This window comes from Haloarchaeobius salinus (assembly GCF_024464185.1).
Lineage (GTDB): Archaea > Halobacteriota > Halobacteria > Halobacteriales > Natrialbaceae > Haloarchaeobius > Haloarchaeobius salinus.
This window is the reverse complement of record NZ_JANHAU010000001.1, coordinates 1,205,854-1,222,574: the sequence shown is the minus strand read 5'-3', so window position 1 is coordinate 1,222,574 and position 16,721 is coordinate 1,205,854. Positions and strand designations below refer to the sequence as shown.

Here is a 16,721-nt window from a genome sequence, read left to right as displayed (position 1 = left end):
CGGGCGTGTCTCAGTACGCGTCGCTGGAGTCGGTCGTGGCGACGGGTGCGTCGCGCTCGGCGGCCTCGGCGGCCTCGACGAACAGGTTCGCACCGAGCTCGATCTCGCGCTCGGTGACGTCGAGCGGCGGGAGCAGGCGCAGGCTCTTGTAGCCACAGCCGAGCGTGAGCAGTCCGCGGTGGAGCGCCTCCTTGACAACGGCCTCGCGGCGGTCCTTGGTGTCGAACTCGACGGCGAACATCAGCCCGCGGCCACGGATGTCGACGACGCTATCGAGGTCGGCGTCGGCGATGGTCTCCCAGAGCTGGCGACCGCGGGTCCGGGCGTTCTCGAGGAGGTCGTACTCGTGGATGGCGTCCATCGTGACGACGCCCTGTGCCGCGGAGAGGATGTCGCCCGCACCCCACGTCGAGGAGAGGCGACCCTTCTCCTCGGGGAAGACGTCGGAGCGGGAGACGGTCGCACCGACGCGCAGGCCCTTCGCGGACGTGATGACGTCGGGCGTGAGGTCGAGGTGGTCGATGCCCCACATCTCGCCGGTGCGGCCGAGACCGGCCTGTATCTCGTCGGCGATGACGTAGATGCCGTGCTCGTCGCGGATGTCCGCGATGTCCCGGATGAAGCCGTCGTGGGGGACGCGGTAGCCACCCTCGCCCTGGACGGGTTCGAGGATGATGTAGGCGACCTCGTCGGGGTCGACGTTGCCGGCGGCGTGGAGCCTGTCGGCGAGGACGTTCCCGCCGTGACCGTCGGTCCGCCAGCGCTGCTGGTACTCCTCCTCGGTCGAGATGAAGGGGAGCGAGACGATGCCGGGAACCTCGGGGTAGCCCTTCCGGTGGACCGTCTTCGAGCGGTTGAGCGAGAGCGCGCCGAGCGTCCGCCCGTGGAACGCCCCCTCGAACGTGAAGGCGCGGTGGCCGCGCCGGTTGTAGCAGATCTTGATCGCGTTCTCGACCGCCTCTGCACCGGAGTTCGAGAGGAACACCCGGTCCATGTCGTAGTGGTCCGTCGCGTCGACGAGCCGGTCCATCAGCTGCGTCGGGGTCGGGATGTCGGGGTCCTCGGGCGGCCAGCCACCGCTGGCGTAGAAGTCCTGTCCGGCGATCTTCACCGGGTCGAACAGCTCGAGCTCCGAGAGCGGCTCCATCACCTTCGGGTTGTTGTACCCGAGCGGTGCGGCGGCGACGTGGCTCGTGAAGTCGAGCAGGACGTTGCCGTCGACGTCGGTACAGAACGGACCCGTGGACTCCTCGGTGATGTCCCAGACGAAGTCGTAGACGTACGTACTCGGTGCGGAGAACTGGTGGTGGTACTCCACCCACTGTTTCGCCTTCGCCCCGGGCATCTCTCGTACCCGTGGCTCGGCCGTGTCTCTGTCCATATTCCCGCTACGGGGAGGGCTCGTTTAATACATTCGTTTAGTTCTACGTAACATTTTCCCGGGGCGACACCATCACGCGAACAGGACGGCGACCGTGGCGACACCGCCGACGACGACGAGCACGCCGCTGAAGACGGCGACCCGCCGCGCGAACCGTCGGTTCGGGCTCGCGGCGGTGAGTGCGGCCTTCACCAGCACCGAGGAGGCCGTCGCTGCCAGTATCGATATGACGGTCGTCGAGGTGGTGAGGGTCCCGCCACGGTGTAACAGGACGGCCGAGGTGGTCGCACCGGCACTCGACACCAGGCCGGAGGCGACCGCGGTGGCGATGAACCCCTCCGCCCCGAACTGGGCCTCCGCCACGGCACCGACCACGAGAACCACGAGGAACATCACGCCGAAGCCGAGCGCGTACCGCAGCGAGAACGGGCTCTCCAGGTCCATCTCGACGCTGTCGCGCCAGTCCGCCGACCAGGCCGCGACCGCGAACGACGCCAGGACGAGCATCACGAGCGGTACCGCCGTCGGGACGAGGATGTCCGTCGAAACCGAGAAGGCGACGACGATGAACAGGTTCCGGATCGCCATCGCGGCGTCGGCCAGCAGGATGGCCGCGACGGCGTAGGAGACGGCGTCGTCGTGCTGTCGGACGTGGTCCATCATCGACCCGACGACAGCCGTCGAGGACGCCAGCCCGCCGAAGAAGCCGGTGACGGCGATGCCCCGGCTCCCGTACATCAGCACGACCGCGTAGTTGACGATGCCGATGGCCGCGACCGTGACGACCATGAGCCAGACGACCCGTGGCTCGATCTGGATAGCCTCGACGCCCAGGCGCTCGTACGCGTACGTCTGCTCTCCAGGCGGGAGCAGGGGGTAGACGACGAACGCGAGGATGGCGAACTCCGCCCCCGAGCGCACCTCCTCGCGCGAGAGGTTGTCCGCGAACGAGTGCAGCTCCCGTTTGAGCACGAGGAGCATCGACGACAGCACCGCGACGGTGACACCCTCCAGGACGAACCCGGCGACGACGAGCGCGCCGACGCCGTAGGTCACGAGCATCGACATCGAGGTCGTCAGCGCCAGCCCGCTCTCCCCGCCTTCCATCAGCCCCCGAACCGCGAGCACCACACCCTGTGCGACGACGAGGACACCACCGATGATGTGCAACAGCCCGCCCCACTGGGTCTCCATGGCGAGCAGCGTGAACACGCCCCCCGCGACCGCGATGAGCGAGAACGTCCGGACCCCGGCCGACTTCTGTGACCACTCGCGCTCGAGGCCGAGGAACATCCCGAGGGCTCCGGCGAGGAGCAACCGGATGACCGTACTGTCCAGCGAGAGGCTCGCGGACCCCTGAAGCACGACGTTCACCCCATATCGTACCTCGTTCCCATGTAAAAAGCCTGCCCTCGTGCGGGCGGGTTAACCTTTTGCTGGTCGCCAACGCGTCCATACACATGTGGGGCCACGACGTCCGACGTTCGGAGGCCGCGTGGTGGCTGCTCGCGTTCACCCTCGGTGCCATCCTGTTCTGGGTGTTCTACTCGTTCGTCGGCACGTTCGTCTTCGGCGTGTTCATCTACTACGCGACCCGGCCCATCTACCGCCGGATGCGGCGACGCGGTGTCAGACCACCGAGCCTGGCGGCGACCGTCGCCATCTTCACCCTCGCTCTGCCGTTCCTACTCCTGCTCGCCTACGCCATCGCCATCGGTCTCCAGGAGCTGAACGCCTTCCTCGAGAACGTCCAGGAGCAACAGGCGAACGGCGGCGGCGGCACGGGTGTCGACCAGATCTCGGAGGTGCTCGAGCCGTACTTCGACATCGCCTCGGCGGTCAACAACCCCGAACAGCTCCTCTCGGACCCGGAGGGCCTCGACCTCGTCACGAACCTCGCGAGCGACGCACAGGGGTACGTCGGCTTCGTGAGCACCGGCCTGCTCCACCTGTTCGTGATGATCGCCATCGCGTTCTACCTGCTGCGGGACGGCCACCGGCTCTCGCGGTGGTTCCGGACCACGTTCGGCGACGACCGCGGCGTGCTCGCGGCCTACCTCCGCGTCGTCGACCGCGACTTCAGGAACATCTTCTTCGGGAACATCCTGAACGCCTTCCTCACGGGTATCATCGGGACCATCTCCTACAGCCTCCTGAACGTGTACGCGCCCCCGGGCGGAGCCATCCCGTACGCCGCACTCGTCGGCCTGCTGGCCGGCGCGGCAAGCCTCATCCCGGTCGTCGGCATGAAGCTCGTCTACTTCCCGGTCGCCGGCTTCCTGTTCTTCCGTGCGGCGACCGAGGAGCCGACCGGCGCGTTCTGGTTCCCGGTGGTGTTCGTCGCCGTCTCGTTCGTCATCGTCGACGTCATCCCCGACCTCGTGTTGCGTCCCTACGTCTCGGGGCGGAACCTCCACGTCGGGTCGGTGATGTTCGCGTACATCTTCGGGCCGCTGCTCTTCGGCTGGTACGGCATCTTCCTCGGACCGATGCTGCTGGTGCTCTCGGTCCACTTCGCACGACTGGTGCTGCCGGAGCTGCTCAACGCGGAACGCGTCCAGCCCTACGCGGTCGACCCGTCGCACTTCGAGACGGCGACGGACCAACCGGCGGAGACTGGAACAGAAGATGTGCCCGGTGGCTCCCCTGCGGGTCAGAGTGACGAGTGAGTGCCTGTCACTCGTCGTCGAGCGTGTGCCTGTTCACTCGACGTACTGCGACTCCCACTCGTCGCGGGCGCTGATCTCCCGACGGCCACGGCGCGTCAGCGTGTAGAAGTTGGTCCGACGGTCACGCTGGCCCTTCTCGACGAGGCCCTTGTCGACGAGTGTGTCGAGGTTCGGATAGAGGCGACCGTGGTGGATCTCCTTCTCGTAGTAGTTCTCTAGCTCTTCCTTGATCGCGAGTCCGTGTGGTTCGTCTTTCCCGGCGATTACATACAGTAAATCGCGCTGGAATCCTGTCAGGTCGTGCATTGGGGGAACGTCGCTCGCGATTTATTGTCGACTATTATTAAGTATGTCGGCCCCGCCCTGCATATTCAGTGTCGAACGGCAGGAACTGCCTTATGTATCCGGTTTTCGGTAGCTACAGGAGCTCACCGATGGCGATAGAACCGCCGATTTACAGGCAAAGCTGTCTGGAATCTGTCTATGTCCGCCGAGTTGAGACACTTATGGTGTGTCGGCGCGTATGGATATCCATGCCAGAAGAAGTCCTGTTCAAGACAGAGGCGATGCGGACCCGTGCAGACGTCGCCGAGTACCTGCGGACCGTCGCGGACAAGCTCGACGGCGGCGAGTCCCTGACGCTCACCGCCGGCAACGACTCGGTCACGATGGACCCGCCGGAGCGCGTCGAGTTCGAGGTCAAGGCCGAACGCGAGACGAGCAAGGGCGCAAGCGAGGGCGAGCTCAGCATCGAGTTCGAACTCGAGTGGGACGAACGTCAGTCCGGCGGTGCCGGCGACACCGGCGACCTCGCCATCGAGTAATCGGCAGCGCTGCGGCTCGTTCTTTCGGTCGTTACGACGGAGCTGAAGCTCCGGGTGTGATGTTCGAAACAGGAAAGCAGACCACGCGGGAATAGTGGGCCCGCGTGGTCGCTTGCCGCCCTGAATTGGTCCCCGCTGACGCTTCGGCCCTCCAAGCGAAGCGTCACCTGAAACAATCGGTGCCAGACTCTTAAATGTACCGCAAACGGCCAACGCGGTGCCCTCTCGACGAGGACAGAAACCTCGCCGACGGCGTGGCCACTCGCCGGGCGTGTACGGGCGAAGAACGGTGTGACCGGCTCAGTTGAGGATGGACTGTGCGACCGTCGCGAGCTGGCCGTTGTCGGCGTTGCGCAGGCGGTCGTCGCCGATTTTCAGACGCAGGCGCGGCCGGCCGACGTCGATGGGGACCTTCTCGGTGTCGATGAGGCCCATGTCCTCGAGCTTCGTCTTCGTGCGGGAGAACGTCGCCTTGCTGGCGATGCCCACGTCCTCGCCCCACTTGCTGATGTCGTACAGCAGTGCCTCGTTCTTCGCGGCGACGAGCAGCGAGATGGTGACCTCGTCGAGTCCCTCGCCGTCACCACGTGCGGTCTCGAGCGAGTCGAGGATGTTCGTGAAGTCCGCCTCGGCCTCGGGGCTGATGTCGGTCTCCAGTGACTCGCGGACGCGCGAGATCGGGGGCGTCCGGAGCTTGAACGCCTCCGCGTCCTCCCAGGACGCCATGTAGGCGTCGTACGCCGTCGCGACGAACTCGTCGTCCTCGGTCGTCAGCCCACCGACACGGTTGCCCGCCGTGACGAGCGCGACGACGCTGTCCTCGGTGACGAGCAGCGAGTTCTCCGGGGTCTCCTCGACCGTGCGGAGTTCGAGCGCGTCCCGGTCGACGAGGTCCGCCGCGTTCGACGCCACGATGAAGTCGTCCATGACGTCCTTCAGGGTCCGCTCGTCGGCGAGCATGTGGACCGTCGGAAGCTCGCCCTCGAAGCGAGTCGCGACGCGGACGAACTCCTCGATGGCGTCGGCCGACGGGTTCACCACGAACACGTCGCCCGTGGTATCCTCCAGCACGGTGTGGAGGATATCGTCAATCTGTCTGTCGAGTAAATTCGAACTCATGCCTATGCACAACAAAACGCCCCGGCGCTACTTAATTTTATTGGCCAGTGAGGCCTCAAATCTTGGCAATCGGCTCTTGATTCCGCTCCAGTGTAAACGAGAGGAAAATTGAGAGGCTATCACATGGGTTGATGTGGCAAATGACGTCGAATTACTTTGGTTCCTGAAACCCACCAGTCCGTTCACAGGTTCGGGTTCGAAGGCGTTCGCGCCGTCTCGCTTCGATGGTCGAAGGTACGTTCCGGTTACCCGACACGACTCGGACCCCACAATCTATAAGTCAGATTGGGAGACAGGACGGTGTATCCATGCGACGTGGCACCCCCACCTCCGGACGGCCCCCGAAGAACAGCCTCGACGGCGGAAGCAGCCCCTACACCGGACCCTGAGCCGGGGACGCCACTCGTTCGTCACTCGTTCGCCAGCTGCACGTAGAGGTCGTCGGACCAGCAGAACTCGCCGTCGTAGATGACCGACGTGTCCGCCCGCTCGAGGAAGTCCAGTAGCGATGTCTTCGACAGCGCGAACTCCGACTCGTTCCCGCAGAGGTACGAGTACTCGTTGCCCTCGACGTACGGGTGGTAGTAGCTGCCGGCGTGCTGCAGCGAGAACTGGTCGAACGTGAGGAAGAACCGGTCGTCGTCGAGCCGTTCCAGCTCGGCGGTCGTCGGCAGCCGGTTCGTCGTCTGCGTCAGCGTGTAGGTACCGTCGCCGACGACGGCGTAGTCCTTGCCCATCATGATCCGACGCCGCGCGATGCGGAGCGCGCGCTCGAAGCTGAACCCGTGGATGAGCAGCCGGGCGAACGCCGAACCGACCTTCACCGCGTGGTCGTTGAGCACCTGCGTGAACGTGACCCCGCCCGCGACCGCACCGTTCTCGACGAGCTCCATCCCCTCGTGGAACGAGCCGCAGGCGTTCAGGAAGAACGTCTGGGTGCCACACGACGAGAGGCTGCTCGCCGAGAGGTAGCCGTCGGGACAGCGCAGCCCGTCCGTCTCGCAGTGACCGATGTAGTGGACGAAGTCGTTGTCGCCCTCGAACACGCGGGCGAGTTCGGCGGTGCCGAGGTGGTCGACGACGTTCACCGACAGCGGGAGGTCGGCCGCGTGCTCGCGGTAGATACGGCCCACGTCGATCTGTTCGTCGTCCATCTTCTCGTCGTTGAGCACCACGGTCACCTCTGCGGTCTCGTGCTGTCGGTCGAGCACCGACAGCCGGTTCCGGTACGCCGCCGGCGTGCACTTGAACACGTCGATGGGGACGCCGTCGGCGAGCCAGCCGTGCACCCGCCCCGCCCGGAGCTCGGGCTTGACGATGTCGACGGAGGCGACCTCGCCGGGGCCGACCGCCCGGTAGAAGTCGTCGAGCGAGCGTTCGACCAGCTCCGACCCCTCCAGCTCCGACGTGCGGGGCATGTAGATGGCAGCGAGGTCGTGCAACAGGAACGGAATCGTCTCCAGCGTCTCCGCGCTCGGTTCGACGTACATCGAGAGGTGCCAGTCGGGCAGCCGGTGTTCGAGTGCGGCGTAGGGCACGTCGAGGTAGGTTTCGAGGCGGTCCACCGGACTTGCGTGGTACAGCGCCTCGGCGTCGAGGCCGAGCGCGTCGAGCAGGCTCTCCTCGGCGAGGTTCGTCCCGTACGGCCCGGCGTTCCTGACCAGACAGTCGAGGAAGAACGTCTTCCGGAGCAGCCGTGTCGTCCACCGTTCCAGGTCGGGCATCGTCCCGAGTTCGTGGCGGATACCGGCTCCCGGCGCACAGAGCATCGGGGCCTCGATATCCCGCACCGTCTCCACATCCGCCTGCAGGTAGTACGCGAGCGGGGCGGTGACGTAGAGCTCCTCGAACGACGGCGGGACCAGCAGCTCGATACCGACGTCCGGCGTCGCGTCCCTGATGGCCGAGGACACCTCGACGGTGTCGCCCGTCTCGACCAGCGGCGGGTGTCCCCGCAACGTCGGATACGTCCGGTCCGGCGCGGTGGTCTTGTGCGACGACGGCAGGTGGCTGAGCGCGACGGCCAGCCCCCGCGGCGTCGGGGGGACGGTGATGCGACCCGACGGCCGGACGTTCCGACTCCGGAACCCGAGGGTCACGTCCGTCTCCTCGGCGAAGCTGACGACGACCTCCTCGAAGTCCGGCGTCTTCGAGATGGCGAACGGGCCGTCCGCGCGCAGGTACGTCTTGATGTCGGTGTCGAGGTCGACGATGTACTCGCCGTTCGGCAGCTCCAGCGGGCCGGTGTCGTTCTCCAGCTCGTAGGTCGCGTCGCTCGACTCCGAGGCGACGTACACCACCGAGATGGGGAACCGGATCTCGTCAGTTCGGCAGGAGAGCGTGGCGTCGACCGGCCGTGGGAGCGAGACGCCGTCGTCGGCCACGGAGAGGTTCGGTCCTTCGACCGTGAACTCCGAGTTCCCAGGGTCGACGACCCTGAGTCCGGTGGACGTCACCTCCCACTCTATCATTCGCTCTGGTAGATGTAACTAATGGAAGTTAGATGTATCGGGAGCCGCACGTGAGTACATATTCGGTGGCAGTATCGCCCGGAGACGAGTACACTTATGCCCGAACCGGTCGGGTGTTCTCGCATGGACTACGAGCACGTCCGCGAGGTCGACCCGGCGGTCGCAGACGCCCTCTCTGGCGAGGTCACACGCCAGAACGAGACGCTGGCGATGATCGCGAGCGAGAACCACGTCTCCGAGGCAGTGCTGGAGGCCCAGGGCTCGGCACTGACGAATAAGTACGCCGAGGGCTACCCCGGCAAGCGGTACTACGGGGGCTGCGAGTACGCCGACCAGGTCGAGAACCTGGCCATCGAGCGCGCCGAGGAGCTCTGGGGTGCAGAGCACGTCAACGTCCAGCCCCACTCCGGGACCCAGGCCAACCAGGCGGTCTACTTCGCGATGCTCGAACCCGGCGACAGGATCCTCTCGATGGAGCTGAGCCACGGCGGCCACCTCAGCCACGGCCACCCCGCGAACTTCACCGGCCAGCTCTACGAGGTCGAGTCGTACGAGGTCGACCCCGAGACGGGCTACATCGACTACGACGAGCTCCACACGATGGCCGAGGAGTTCGAGCCGGACATCGTCGTCTCCGGCTACTCCGCGTACCCCCGCACGGTGGACTGGGAGCGGATCCAGGCGGCCGCCGACGCCGCCGACGCGCTCCATCTCGCCGACATCGCCCACATCACCGGGCTCGTCGCCGGCGGCGCGCACCCCTCCCCGGTCGGCATCGCCGACTTCGTCACCGGCTCGACGCACAAGACCATCCGCGCGGGCCGCGGCGGCATCGTCATGTGCGACGAGGAGTACGCAGACGACATCGACTCGGCCGTCTTCCCCGGCGGGCAGGGCGGTCCGCTCATGCACAACATCGCCGGCAAGGCCGTCGGCTTCAAGGAGGCGCTGGAGCCCGAGTTCGAGGAGTACGCCGCACAGACCGTCCGGAACGCGAAGGCGCTCGCCGAGGGGCTCCAGGAGCACGGCTTCAGCCTCGTCTCCGAGGGCACCGACAACCACCTCGTGCTCGTCGACCTCCGGCCGTCCCACCCGGACACCACCGGCGGCGACGCCGAGGAGGCGCTGGAAGACACCGGCATCGTGCTCAACGCGAACACCGTCCCCGGCGAGACGCGCTCGGCGTTCAACCCGTCGGGCATCCGCATCGGCACGCCCGCGCTGACCACCCGCGGCTTCGACGAGGAGGACCTCCGGGTCGTCGCCGACTGCATCAAGAAGGTCGTCGACGCACCGGAGGACGAGGCCGTCAAGAGCGAGGTCGAGGCGACCGTCGCGGAGCTGTGCGACGCGAACCCGCTGTACGAGTAACGACGCGTCCGTTTTCGCGGTCACGGTCGAGCGGCCGCGTGAGAACGAGAATCCGCAGTCCGCTCAGGATTCCGAAAGCTGCACGTCGAGTCTGTCCTCGAGCTTCGCGATGAGGCCGCCGCCGATGCCAGCACGCGCCGCCCGGCCCTGCTCGACGGCGATGATGTCGGCCTCATCGGTGTCGAGTTCCTCGGCGAGTTCGTCCCGCTGGAGGCCGGCGTCCTGCCGGGCCTCGGTCAGTGTCTTGCCGTAGTCCTTCACGAGGTAGGGGAGCTGGTCGTCGTCGTAGTTCGTGCCGCCCTCCTCCCAGTGGGAGGTGTCACCGTCCCAGTTGGAGGTGCGGGCCGTGTTCCGGGCGGCGTTGCGCTTGCGCTCGCCGCGTTCGCGGCTGCTGCCGTCGTCGCTGGAACCGCTCGTCGTCTTCTGGGCGTCGTCGTGCGGGGCGCAGTCGGGACAGACCTCCAGTTCCGCTCCGGCGACGTTCGCCAGCCGGAGTCGGTCGCTGGCCGCACCGCAGAGTTCGCAGGTGTCACCGTCGCCACCACCCGACGAGTCGCCCGTCGAGTACTTCGCCATACGAACCCCTACCGTGGGAGTCCATTTGAATACCCCGCTTTGCTGTTCCGTGTCACGCCGACTGCGCATCGCTACCATCCTCTCCGGCGGCGGCAAAAGGACACGCTTTTATTTATCCCGGTGAAACGCAGGAGTGCAGCAAGACACAGCGAGCGTGGGTAGCCAAGCCAGGCCAACGGCGCAGCGTTGAGGGCGCTGTCCTGTAGAGGTCCGCCGGTTCAAATCCGGTCCCACGCATCGCATACGTGGCCACCAACTCGGCCACAGTACGATGCGGGTGCTCTCCTGACGGACAGCACCCACGCATATTCCTTTCCGACGCACCACTCGCACAGCGACGGTGCCGTCGTTCGCCAGCGGAGACTACTGGTCGAACGGCCGCGCGACTTTTGTAGCCGCCAAGACAAGTTCCGGCATAGAGGTGCAAGGGGGAATGGACGAGCGGGGGTTGAACTCGCAGATCGCGGTCGTGCTCATCGTCGCCATCGCGTTCGTCGCGGCCGGGGCGGTGTTCCTGACAGGGACGAGTCTGACCGGGCTGCTCGGCGAGCCGACGCCGCAGGCGGAGTTCGAGTTCCAGTACGACGCGGAGACGGGTGTCCTCGACGTGTCCCACAGCGGCGGGCAGTCGCTGTCGAACACGAACACCGGGGCGGTGACGATACAGGTGTCGCCGGCCGACGGCGGGATGCGCCGGAACTACACGTGGGTCGGCGGCAACGACTTCGAGATGCGGGCTGGCGAGCGCCTGCGGCTGAACGCGACGAACAGCCCCGTCGCGGGCAACGTGACGTACCCGACCGCGTTCCGGCAGGGCGACACGGTCCGGGTGGTCTGGGATGCACCGGGCGACGACGGCCGGACCGCCATCCTCGCCGAGTACCGGGTGCCGACCGACGCCGCCCCGTCCGTCGGGCTGGCCCAGGGGCTCACCTACGAGTACTACGAGGCGAGCGGCCAGTACAGTTCGATGCCGAACTTCGCGAGCGAGACGCCGAAGCGGACCGGCCCGACCAGCACGTTCGACATCTCGCTGCGCGACCGCGGGTCGGAGTTCGCCTTCCGATTCACGGGCTACGTCGAGGTGCCCGAGGACGGCCAGTACACGTTCTACACGAATTCCGACGACGGCAGCGAGCTGTACGTCGACGGGACCCGGGTCGTCGACAACCGGGGGCTGCACGGTGCCCGCGAGCGCTCGGGTACGGTCACGCTCTCGGCGGGCCTACACCCGATCACCGTCACGCACTTCGAGCACACCGGCAGCGAGGTGCTCGACGTGTCGTGGGAGGGACCGACCTTCGGCAAAGAGGCGGTGCCGGCAAGCGCGCTCTACACCCAGCCGTCGACCGTCGCCGCGTTCGACGCGACCTGTGTCGGCTACAACTGCTCGTTCGACGCCGGGTCGTCCCGCGATGATGGCGGCACGGTCCAGTCCTACGAGTGGGAGTTCGGCGACGGGAACACGACGACCACGAGCGGACCGACGGTCGACCACGAGTACACGTCTGACGGCGACCGGACCGTCAGCCTGACCGTCCAGGGGTCGAGCGGACGGAGCGACACGACCAGCCAGACCGTGGCCGTCGAGGACCTCCGCGCGCCGGACTCGCCGGGGAGTACCACGCAGGGCCTCGAGTACGAGTACCACGAGGGCTACTGGAACAGCCTGCCGAACTTCGACGGCCTCTCGCCGGAGACGACCGGCACGAGCACCAACTTCGACATCTCGGTCCGGGAGCGGGACGACGAGTTCGCCGTCCGCTACACCGGCTACGTCGAGGTGCCCGAGGACGGCCAGTACACGTTCTGGACCGGGTCGGACGACGGCAGCCGACTGGAGATCGGCAACGAGGTCGTCGTCGACAACGACGGCACCCACCCCTACGAGGAGGAGTCGGGCACCATCGACCTGGAGGCTGGCACCCACCGCATCACCGTCACGTTCTTCGAACGGACCGGCCAGGAGTCGTTGTCGGTGTTCTGGGCAGGTCCGGGCTTCGGAAGGGAGCAGATTCCCGACAGCGTACTGGTCAGGAACGACAGCGCCGCGTCGCTGTCCAGCCTGACAGTGCAGGGTTCGCCGGCGGTTCGGTTCCCAGCCGCTGGGAACACGTTCGGGGGTATTTTTACCGGCGACCAAGTAGACGAACCGAGGATTGGTCCCCGATGCACGACGACGACGACGTACCAGCGAAGCGACGGCGCGGAGTACTGAAAGCAACCGGCACGGCGCTCCTCCTCGGCTCGCTCGCGGGCTGTAGCTCGGACGGTGGCGGCGACGGGACGCCGACGGACACGCCGACCGCGACCCCGACTGCCACCACCGAGCCACCGGCGACGACGTCCGAACCCGAACCGTCGACCGAGTCCGAGCCGTCGACCGACGACGAAAGCGGTGACGGCGGCCAGTCGAGAGCGAGTGCGGTCATCGAGGTCGGGCCGGACGGCGACTTCCGTTTCGAGCCCGGGACCGACGAGGCCGTGTACGTCACGCCCGGGACCGAGGTCCTGTTCTACTGGGCCTCCGACAGCCACAACATCGTCGTCGAGAGCGCACCGGACGGTGCGGAGTGGGAGGGCCACGAGCCCGTCGAGAACGAGGGATTCGAGTACCGCCACACGTTCGAGACACTCGGCGAGTACCGGTTCCACTGCGAGCCACACCACTCCCTCGGCATGCGTGGCGAGATCGTCGTGAACGAGACGGGCCGGCCGCCGGAGACCGGAACCGAGCAGCCGGGCTCCGACGAGCCGGTCACCCTCGGCGACGACGGCACCGCGGAGATCCGCGTCGGTGCCGGCGGCGACTACGTCTTCGAGCCCGGCACCGAGCGCCCGGTGAGCGTCCCGCCCGGAACGCGGGTGACGTTCGTCTGGGAGTCGGACAACCACAACGTTCACATGGGGACGATGCCCGAGGACTCGACGTGGACGAACGAGGACGGGGTCGTGTTCAACGCCGGCCACGAACGAACGCACACCTTCGAGGCGACCGGCCGCTACGAGTTCGTCTGCCAGCCCCACGAGAGCCTCGGCGAGCAGGGTGTCCTCCTCGTCGAGGCGACTGAGTAACGGCTTTGGGCGTCCCGCCCCGAGACCCGGGTATGCAACAGACGGTCAAGCGGAACGTCCCGGCGGTGACCGCCGTCTTCTCCATCGTCTCGCTGGCGCTCGTCTTCGGCGCTGCACGGCAGCTCATCCCGAAGGCGCTGCTACCGGCGGCTCCGGAGTGGGTGCTCTCGGCCATCCCGCACGTGAACGCGGCCATCAGCGTCGTCGCGGTCGTCGTCATCCTCGCGGGACTGCGCGCCATCAAGCAGGGCCAGTACGACCGCCACCGGAAGCTGATGCTCTCGGCGACGGTCCTGTTCGTCGCGTTCCTCGCGCTCTACCTCTACAAGGTGGCGCTGAAGGGCCCGAACACGTTCCCGGGCTCGGGCGTCGCGGAGCTGGCGTACCTCGCCATCCTGGCGATCCACATGATACTCGCCATCGCGTGTATCCCGTTGCTGTACTACGTCCTCCTCCTCGCGGTGACCCGACCGATGAGCGAGCTCTCCGAGACGGCGCACCCGAAGGTCGGGCGGATCGCCGCCCCGCTGTGGCTGATCTCGTTCGTCCTCGGCACGGTCGTCTACGTGCTGCTGTACCTGGTGCCGGCGAGCGTCTACTGAGCGAGCCGGGCACTCAGCGCCGGTTCCGCCACTGCTCGGCCGTGACGGCGTAGATGTGCGAGTCGTGGTACTCGCCGTCGACGAACGCCCAGTTCGGGATGGAGCCGACGCGCTCCATGCCGATGGACTGCAGCATCGCGTTGGACGCCTCGTTGAACGCGAACGCTTCGGCGCGGACCGTCTGCATCCGCCGTTCGTTCATCAGGAAGTCGACGAACGTGCTAGTCGCGTCCGCGCCGTAGCCCTGGCCCTGGGCGTCGGCCGCGAGCCACGCCGACATGACCGCGTGGCCGTGGCGTTCGCTCAACCAGTTCGAGTTGATGACGCCGATGGGCTCGTCGTCGGCGACCACGAGCAGGTTGAAGCCCTCGTCGCTCGACACCTGCTCCTCGATCCACTCCTCGTGCTGTGTCTCGTTCTTCGGCTCGGCGATGCCGAGTGGGACCCGCACCTCGGGGTCGTTCAGGGCCTCGGTGACGAACGCCGCATCCGCTTTCTCGATGGTGCAGAGGTCGACGTCGTCGCCCTCCAGGAAGACTGCTCCGGGCATACACGAACGTCCGCCTCGGCGGTTCTTAAACGAGTGACAACGTGTGGTAGCAATCCCCGCGGGGTGGCCTCAGTCGTCGGCGGCGAGGTCCTGCCCCTCGATGACGGGTCGTTCGACCTCGCGGTCGGTCGATTCGCCCTCGATGTCGTACGGGTACTCGCCGGTGACGCAGCCGAGACAGAGGTCGGCCCGCGAGCGGTTCAGGGCGTCCGCGACGGCGTCGATGGAGAGGTACGCGAGCGAGTCCGCCTCGATCTCCGCCTGGATGTCCGCGACGTCCTGACCCGCGGCGATGAGCTCCTCCCGTGTCGCCATGTCGATGCCCATGTAGCAGGGCGCGACGATGGGCGGTGCGCCGATGCGCATGTGGACCTCCTCGGCCCCGCAGTCCTTGAGCAGGGCGACGAGCTGGGTCGAGGTCGTCCCGCGGACGATGGAGTCGTCGATGAGCGTGACGGTCTTGCCCTCGACGGTGGACTTGATGGGATTGAGCTTCAGGCGGACGGCGCGCTCGCGCTCGTCCTGGGTGGGCATGATGAACGTCCGGCCGACGTAGCGGTTCTTCATCAGCCCCTCCGCGAACTCGGTGCCGGCCCCTGCCTCCTGTGCGGCCTCGGCGTAGCCGGAGGCGAACGCACGCCCGGAGTCGGGTACGGGCATCACGACGTCGGTCTCGATGCCGGACTCGTCCCAGAGGTGGCGTCCGAGCTCGCGCCGCACCTCGTAGACGAGCTCGTCGTCGATGACGGAGTCGGGCCGGGCGAAGTAGACGTGCTCGAAGAAGCAGTGCGCGGTGTTCTCCTGCTCGACGAGCTGGTAGGAGTCGAAGCCGGAGCCGTCCTCGTGGAGGACGACGAGCTCGCCGGGGTTCACGTCTCGGACCAGGTCGCCGTCGAGCGTGTCGATGGCAGCCGATTCGGAGGCGAGCACGTAGCCGTCCTCGATCTCGCCGATGCAGAGCGGACGGTTGCCCTCGGGGTCGCGGACGCCGAGCACCGTCTCGTCGTGCATGATGGTCAGCGAGTACGAGCCGTGGATGCGGCTCATCGTGCGCTTGACCGCCCGTACGAGGTCGGCCTCCAGCAGGTTCCGCGCGAGGTCGTGGGCGATGACCTCGGTGTCGCCGTCGGAGGTGAACGCGTGTCCCATGCCCGCCAGCTCGTCGCGGATCTCGTCGGCGTTGACGAGGTTGCCGTTGTGCGAGAGCGCGAGCGAGCCCGACTTGAACGAGACGGTGAACGGCTGTGCGCAGGACTTGTCGACGCTCCCGGCGGTCGGATAGCGCACGTGGCCGATCCCGGACTCACCGTTGAGCCGGTCGATGTCGGCCTCGTCGAAGGCGTCGCCGACGAGTCCCATCTCGACGTGGTCGTGCTGCTGGAACCCGTCGTGGGTGACGATGCCCGCGGACTCCTGCCCGCGGTGCTGGAGCGCGTAGAGGGAGTAGTACAGCGGCCGCGCGGCGGCGCGGTCGGCGAGCGCGACGCCGACGACGCCGCACTTCTCGGTTGGTCCGCTCCGGTGCGGGGACTGCCCCGACCCGTGTGTCATGTGAGAGGGTCAGGTACCGGACGGTAAAAATCCCCGTGGTTGTGTTCTCTTGGCCGCTGTCCCGGGGAAATATATGCACGTTCGTGGATATAATCCCGGGTGCGACGCACGGAGCCACGGCTCTGCGTCGGTGGAGAACGCGAGTGAGAATCGGGCGTTACTCGCCGGCCTTGGACTGCCACTCGTAGTCGCGCCGCTTGGCGGACTTGCCGAAGCCACACGAGGAGCAGACGCTTTTCTTCACGTGATAGGACTTCTCACCACACCGTCGGCACTTCACGTGCGTCGTGGTGTTCTTCTTGCCTTGGGAGGGGGTTCCTGCACCAGTCATGGAGTTATCGAAACGACGTTATCGCCTCGTATAATGGTTGTGTTGTCGCCTCGGTCCAGCACGAGGTTCATGTGCTGGTCGTAGCCGGTGAGCTCGCCGTCGTACTCCTCGCCACCTTTCAGTCGGACCGTGACCTGCTCGCCGACGGAGGCTTCGAGCACGTCAAGCGGCCTGCCACTCGATTCACTCATACTCACACGG

Annotated in this window: 16 protein-coding genes and 1 tRNA gene; 7 read left to right on the top strand and 10 right to left on the bottom strand. The window is 66.7% G+C overall.

What is annotated here, in order from left to right:
* Nucleotides 1-10: 10 nt before the first annotated feature.
* Nucleotides 11-1,381 carry an aminotransferase class III-fold pyridoxal phosphate-dependent enzyme gene (locus NO345_RS06230; RefSeq protein ID WP_256297447.1) on the bottom strand — a complete coding sequence of 457 codons (1,371 nt, stop codon included), beginning with the start codon at nt 1,379-1,381 and terminating at the stop codon, nt 11-13.
* 72 nt (nt 1,382-1,453) lie between these two features.
* Nucleotides 1,454-2,755, bottom strand: a complete 1,302-nt coding sequence (locus NO345_RS06225) for an MgtC/SapB family protein (protein ID WP_256297445.1) — start codon at nt 2,753-2,755, stop codon at nt 1,454-1,456.
* A gap of 86 nt (nt 2,756-2,841) precedes the next feature.
* On the opposite strand from NO345_RS06225, the gene NO345_RS06220 reads away from it, so the two are divergent.
* Nucleotides 2,842-4,050, top strand: a complete 1,209-nt coding sequence (locus NO345_RS06220; RefSeq protein WP_256297443.1) for an AI-2E family transporter — start codon at nt 2,842-2,844, stop codon at nt 4,048-4,050.
* 33 nt (nt 4,051-4,083) lie between these two features.
* On the opposite strand, the gene NO345_RS06215 is transcribed toward NO345_RS06220, so the two are convergent.
* A complete protein-coding gene (locus NO345_RS06215; protein WP_256297442.1) occupies nt 4,084-4,356 on the bottom strand; it encodes a PadR family transcriptional regulator in 273 nt (90 codons plus the stop codon).
* Between the two features lie 227 nt (nt 4,357-4,583).
* Here NO345_RS06215 and NO345_RS06210 point away from each other — a divergent pair, with 227 nt between their 5' ends.
* On the top strand, nt 4,584-4,874 hold the full coding sequence (locus tag NO345_RS06210) for an amphi-Trp domain-containing protein (RefSeq protein WP_256297440.1): 291 nt from the start codon (nt 4,584-4,586) through the stop codon (nt 4,872-4,874).
* A 300-nt stretch (nt 4,875-5,174) separates the two neighbouring features.
* Here the strand turns inward: NO345_RS06210 and tbsP are convergent, their stop codons facing one another.
* Both tbsP and NO345_RS06200 read right to left on the bottom strand, forming a co-directional pair.
* Nucleotides 5,175-5,993, bottom strand: a complete 819-nt coding sequence (gene tbsP, locus NO345_RS06205; protein WP_256297438.1) for a transcriptional regulator TbsP — start codon at nt 5,991-5,993, stop codon at nt 5,175-5,177.
* A 410-nt stretch (nt 5,994-6,403) separates the two neighbouring features.
* Nucleotides 6,404-8,464, bottom strand: a complete 2,061-nt coding sequence (locus NO345_RS06200) for a hypothetical protein (RefSeq protein ID WP_256297436.1) — start codon at nt 8,462-8,464, stop codon at nt 6,404-6,406.
* Between the two features lie 123 nt (nt 8,465-8,587).
* Here NO345_RS06200 and glyA point away from each other — a divergent pair, with 123 nt between their 5' ends.
* Nucleotides 8,588-9,835, top strand: a complete 1,248-nt coding sequence (gene glyA, locus NO345_RS06195; protein WP_256297434.1) for a serine hydroxymethyltransferase — start codon at nt 8,588-8,590, stop codon at nt 9,833-9,835.
* 63 nt (nt 9,836-9,898) lie between these two features.
* Here the strand turns inward: glyA and NO345_RS06190 are convergent, their stop codons facing one another.
* Nucleotides 9,899-10,411, bottom strand: coding sequence for a helix-turn-helix domain-containing protein (locus NO345_RS06190; protein WP_256297433.1), 513 nt, complete (start codon nt 10,409-10,411; stop codon nt 9,899-9,901).
* A gap of 152 nt (nt 10,412-10,563) precedes the next feature.
* Here NO345_RS06190 and NO345_RS06185 point away from each other — a divergent pair.
* The 4 genes from NO345_RS06185 to NO345_RS06170 all read left to right on the top strand — a co-directional run bounded on the left by NO345_RS06185 (nt 10,564) and on the right by NO345_RS06170 (nt 14,088).
* Nucleotides 10,564-10,648: transfer RNA gene (locus NO345_RS06185), tRNA-Leu, on the top strand.
* Between the two features lie 184 nt (nt 10,649-10,832).
* On the top strand, nt 10,833-12,629 hold the full coding sequence (locus NO345_RS06180; protein WP_256297432.1) for a PA14 domain-containing protein: 1,797 nt from the start codon (nt 10,833-10,835) through the stop codon (nt 12,627-12,629).
* Nucleotides 12,581-13,486: a plastocyanin/azurin family copper-binding protein gene (locus tag NO345_RS06175; RefSeq protein WP_256297431.1), complete on the top strand. Its 906-nt coding sequence runs from the start codon at nt 12,581-12,583 to the stop codon at nt 13,484-13,486. Before NO345_RS06180 ends, NO345_RS06175 begins: the two co-directional genes overlap by 49 nt.
* A gap of 32 nt (nt 13,487-13,518) precedes the next feature.
* A complete protein-coding gene (locus tag NO345_RS06170) occupies nt 13,519-14,088 on the top strand; it encodes a DUF420 domain-containing protein (protein ID WP_256297430.1) in 570 nt (189 codons plus the stop codon).
* Nucleotides 14,089-14,101: 13 nt separating this feature from the next.
* Here the strand turns inward: NO345_RS06170 and NO345_RS06165 are convergent, their stop codons facing one another.
* The 4 genes from NO345_RS06165 to NO345_RS06150 form a co-directional block, all read right to left on the bottom strand.
* Nucleotides 14,102-14,638, bottom strand: coding sequence for a GNAT family N-acetyltransferase (locus NO345_RS06165; protein WP_256297429.1), 537 nt, complete (start codon nt 14,636-14,638; stop codon nt 14,102-14,104).
* A 69-nt stretch (nt 14,639-14,707) separates the two neighbouring features.
* Nucleotides 14,708-16,189, bottom strand: a complete 1,482-nt coding sequence (gene purF / locus NO345_RS06160) for an amidophosphoribosyltransferase (protein ID WP_256297428.1) — start codon at nt 16,187-16,189, stop codon at nt 14,708-14,710.
* A 157-nt stretch (nt 16,190-16,346) separates the two neighbouring features.
* Nucleotides 16,347-16,520, bottom strand: a complete 174-nt coding sequence (locus tag NO345_RS06155; RefSeq protein WP_089735067.1) for a 50S ribosomal protein L37e — start codon at nt 16,518-16,520, stop codon at nt 16,347-16,349.
* Nucleotides 16,517-16,711: an LSM domain-containing protein gene (locus tag NO345_RS06150; protein ID WP_256297427.1), complete on the bottom strand. Its 195-nt coding sequence runs from the start codon at nt 16,709-16,711 to the stop codon at nt 16,517-16,519. The genes NO345_RS06155 and NO345_RS06150 overlap by 4 nt, the downstream gene beginning before the upstream one ends.
* Between the last annotated feature and the right edge of the window lie 10 nt (nt 16,712-16,721).

Coding starts and splice junctions, on each gene's coding strand:
- NO345_RS06230 (WP_256297447.1), bottom strand. CDS start 1,381: ATGGACAGAGACACGGCCGAGCCACGGGTACGAGAGATGCCCGGGGCG.
- NO345_RS06220 (WP_256297443.1), top strand. CDS start 2,842: ATGTGGGGCCACGACGTCCGACGTTCGGAGGCCGCGTGGTGGCTGCTC.
- NO345_RS06215 (WP_256297442.1), bottom strand. CDS start 4,356: ATGCACGACCTGACAGGATTCCAGCGCGATTTACTGTATGTAATCGCC.
- NO345_RS06210 (WP_256297440.1), top strand. CDS start 4,584: ATGCCAGAAGAAGTCCTGTTCAAGACAGAGGCGATGCGGACCCGTGCA.
- tbsP (WP_256297438.1), bottom strand. CDS start 5,993: ATGAGTTCGAATTTACTCGACAGACAGATTGACGATATCCTCCACACC.
- NO345_RS06200 (WP_256297436.1), bottom strand. CDS start 8,464: ATGATAGAGTGGGAGGTGACGTCCACCGGACTCAGGGTCGTCGACCCT.
- glyA (WP_256297434.1), top strand. CDS start 8,588: ATGGACTACGAGCACGTCCGCGAGGTCGACCCGGCGGTCGCAGACGCC.
- NO345_RS06190 (WP_256297433.1), bottom strand. CDS start 10,411: ATGGCGAAGTACTCGACGGGCGACTCGTCGGGTGGTGGCGACGGTGAC.
- NO345_RS06175 (WP_256297431.1), top strand. CDS start 12,581: ATGCACGACGACGACGACGTACCAGCGAAGCGACGGCGCGGAGTACTG.
- NO345_RS06170 (WP_256297430.1), top strand. CDS start 13,519: ATGCAACAGACGGTCAAGCGGAACGTCCCGGCGGTGACCGCCGTCTTC.
- NO345_RS06165 (WP_256297429.1), bottom strand. CDS start 14,638: ATGCCCGGAGCAGTCTTCCTGGAGGGCGACGACGTCGACCTCTGCACC.
- purF (WP_256297428.1), bottom strand. CDS start 16,189: ATGACACACGGGTCGGGGCAGTCCCCGCACCGGAGCGGACCAACCGAG.
- NO345_RS06155 (WP_089735067.1), bottom strand. CDS start 16,520: ATGACTGGTGCAGGAACCCCCTCCCAAGGCAAGAAGAACACCACGACG.
- NO345_RS06150 (WP_256297427.1), bottom strand. CDS start 16,711: ATGAGTGAATCGAGTGGCAGGCCGCTTGACGTGCTCGAAGCCTCCGTC.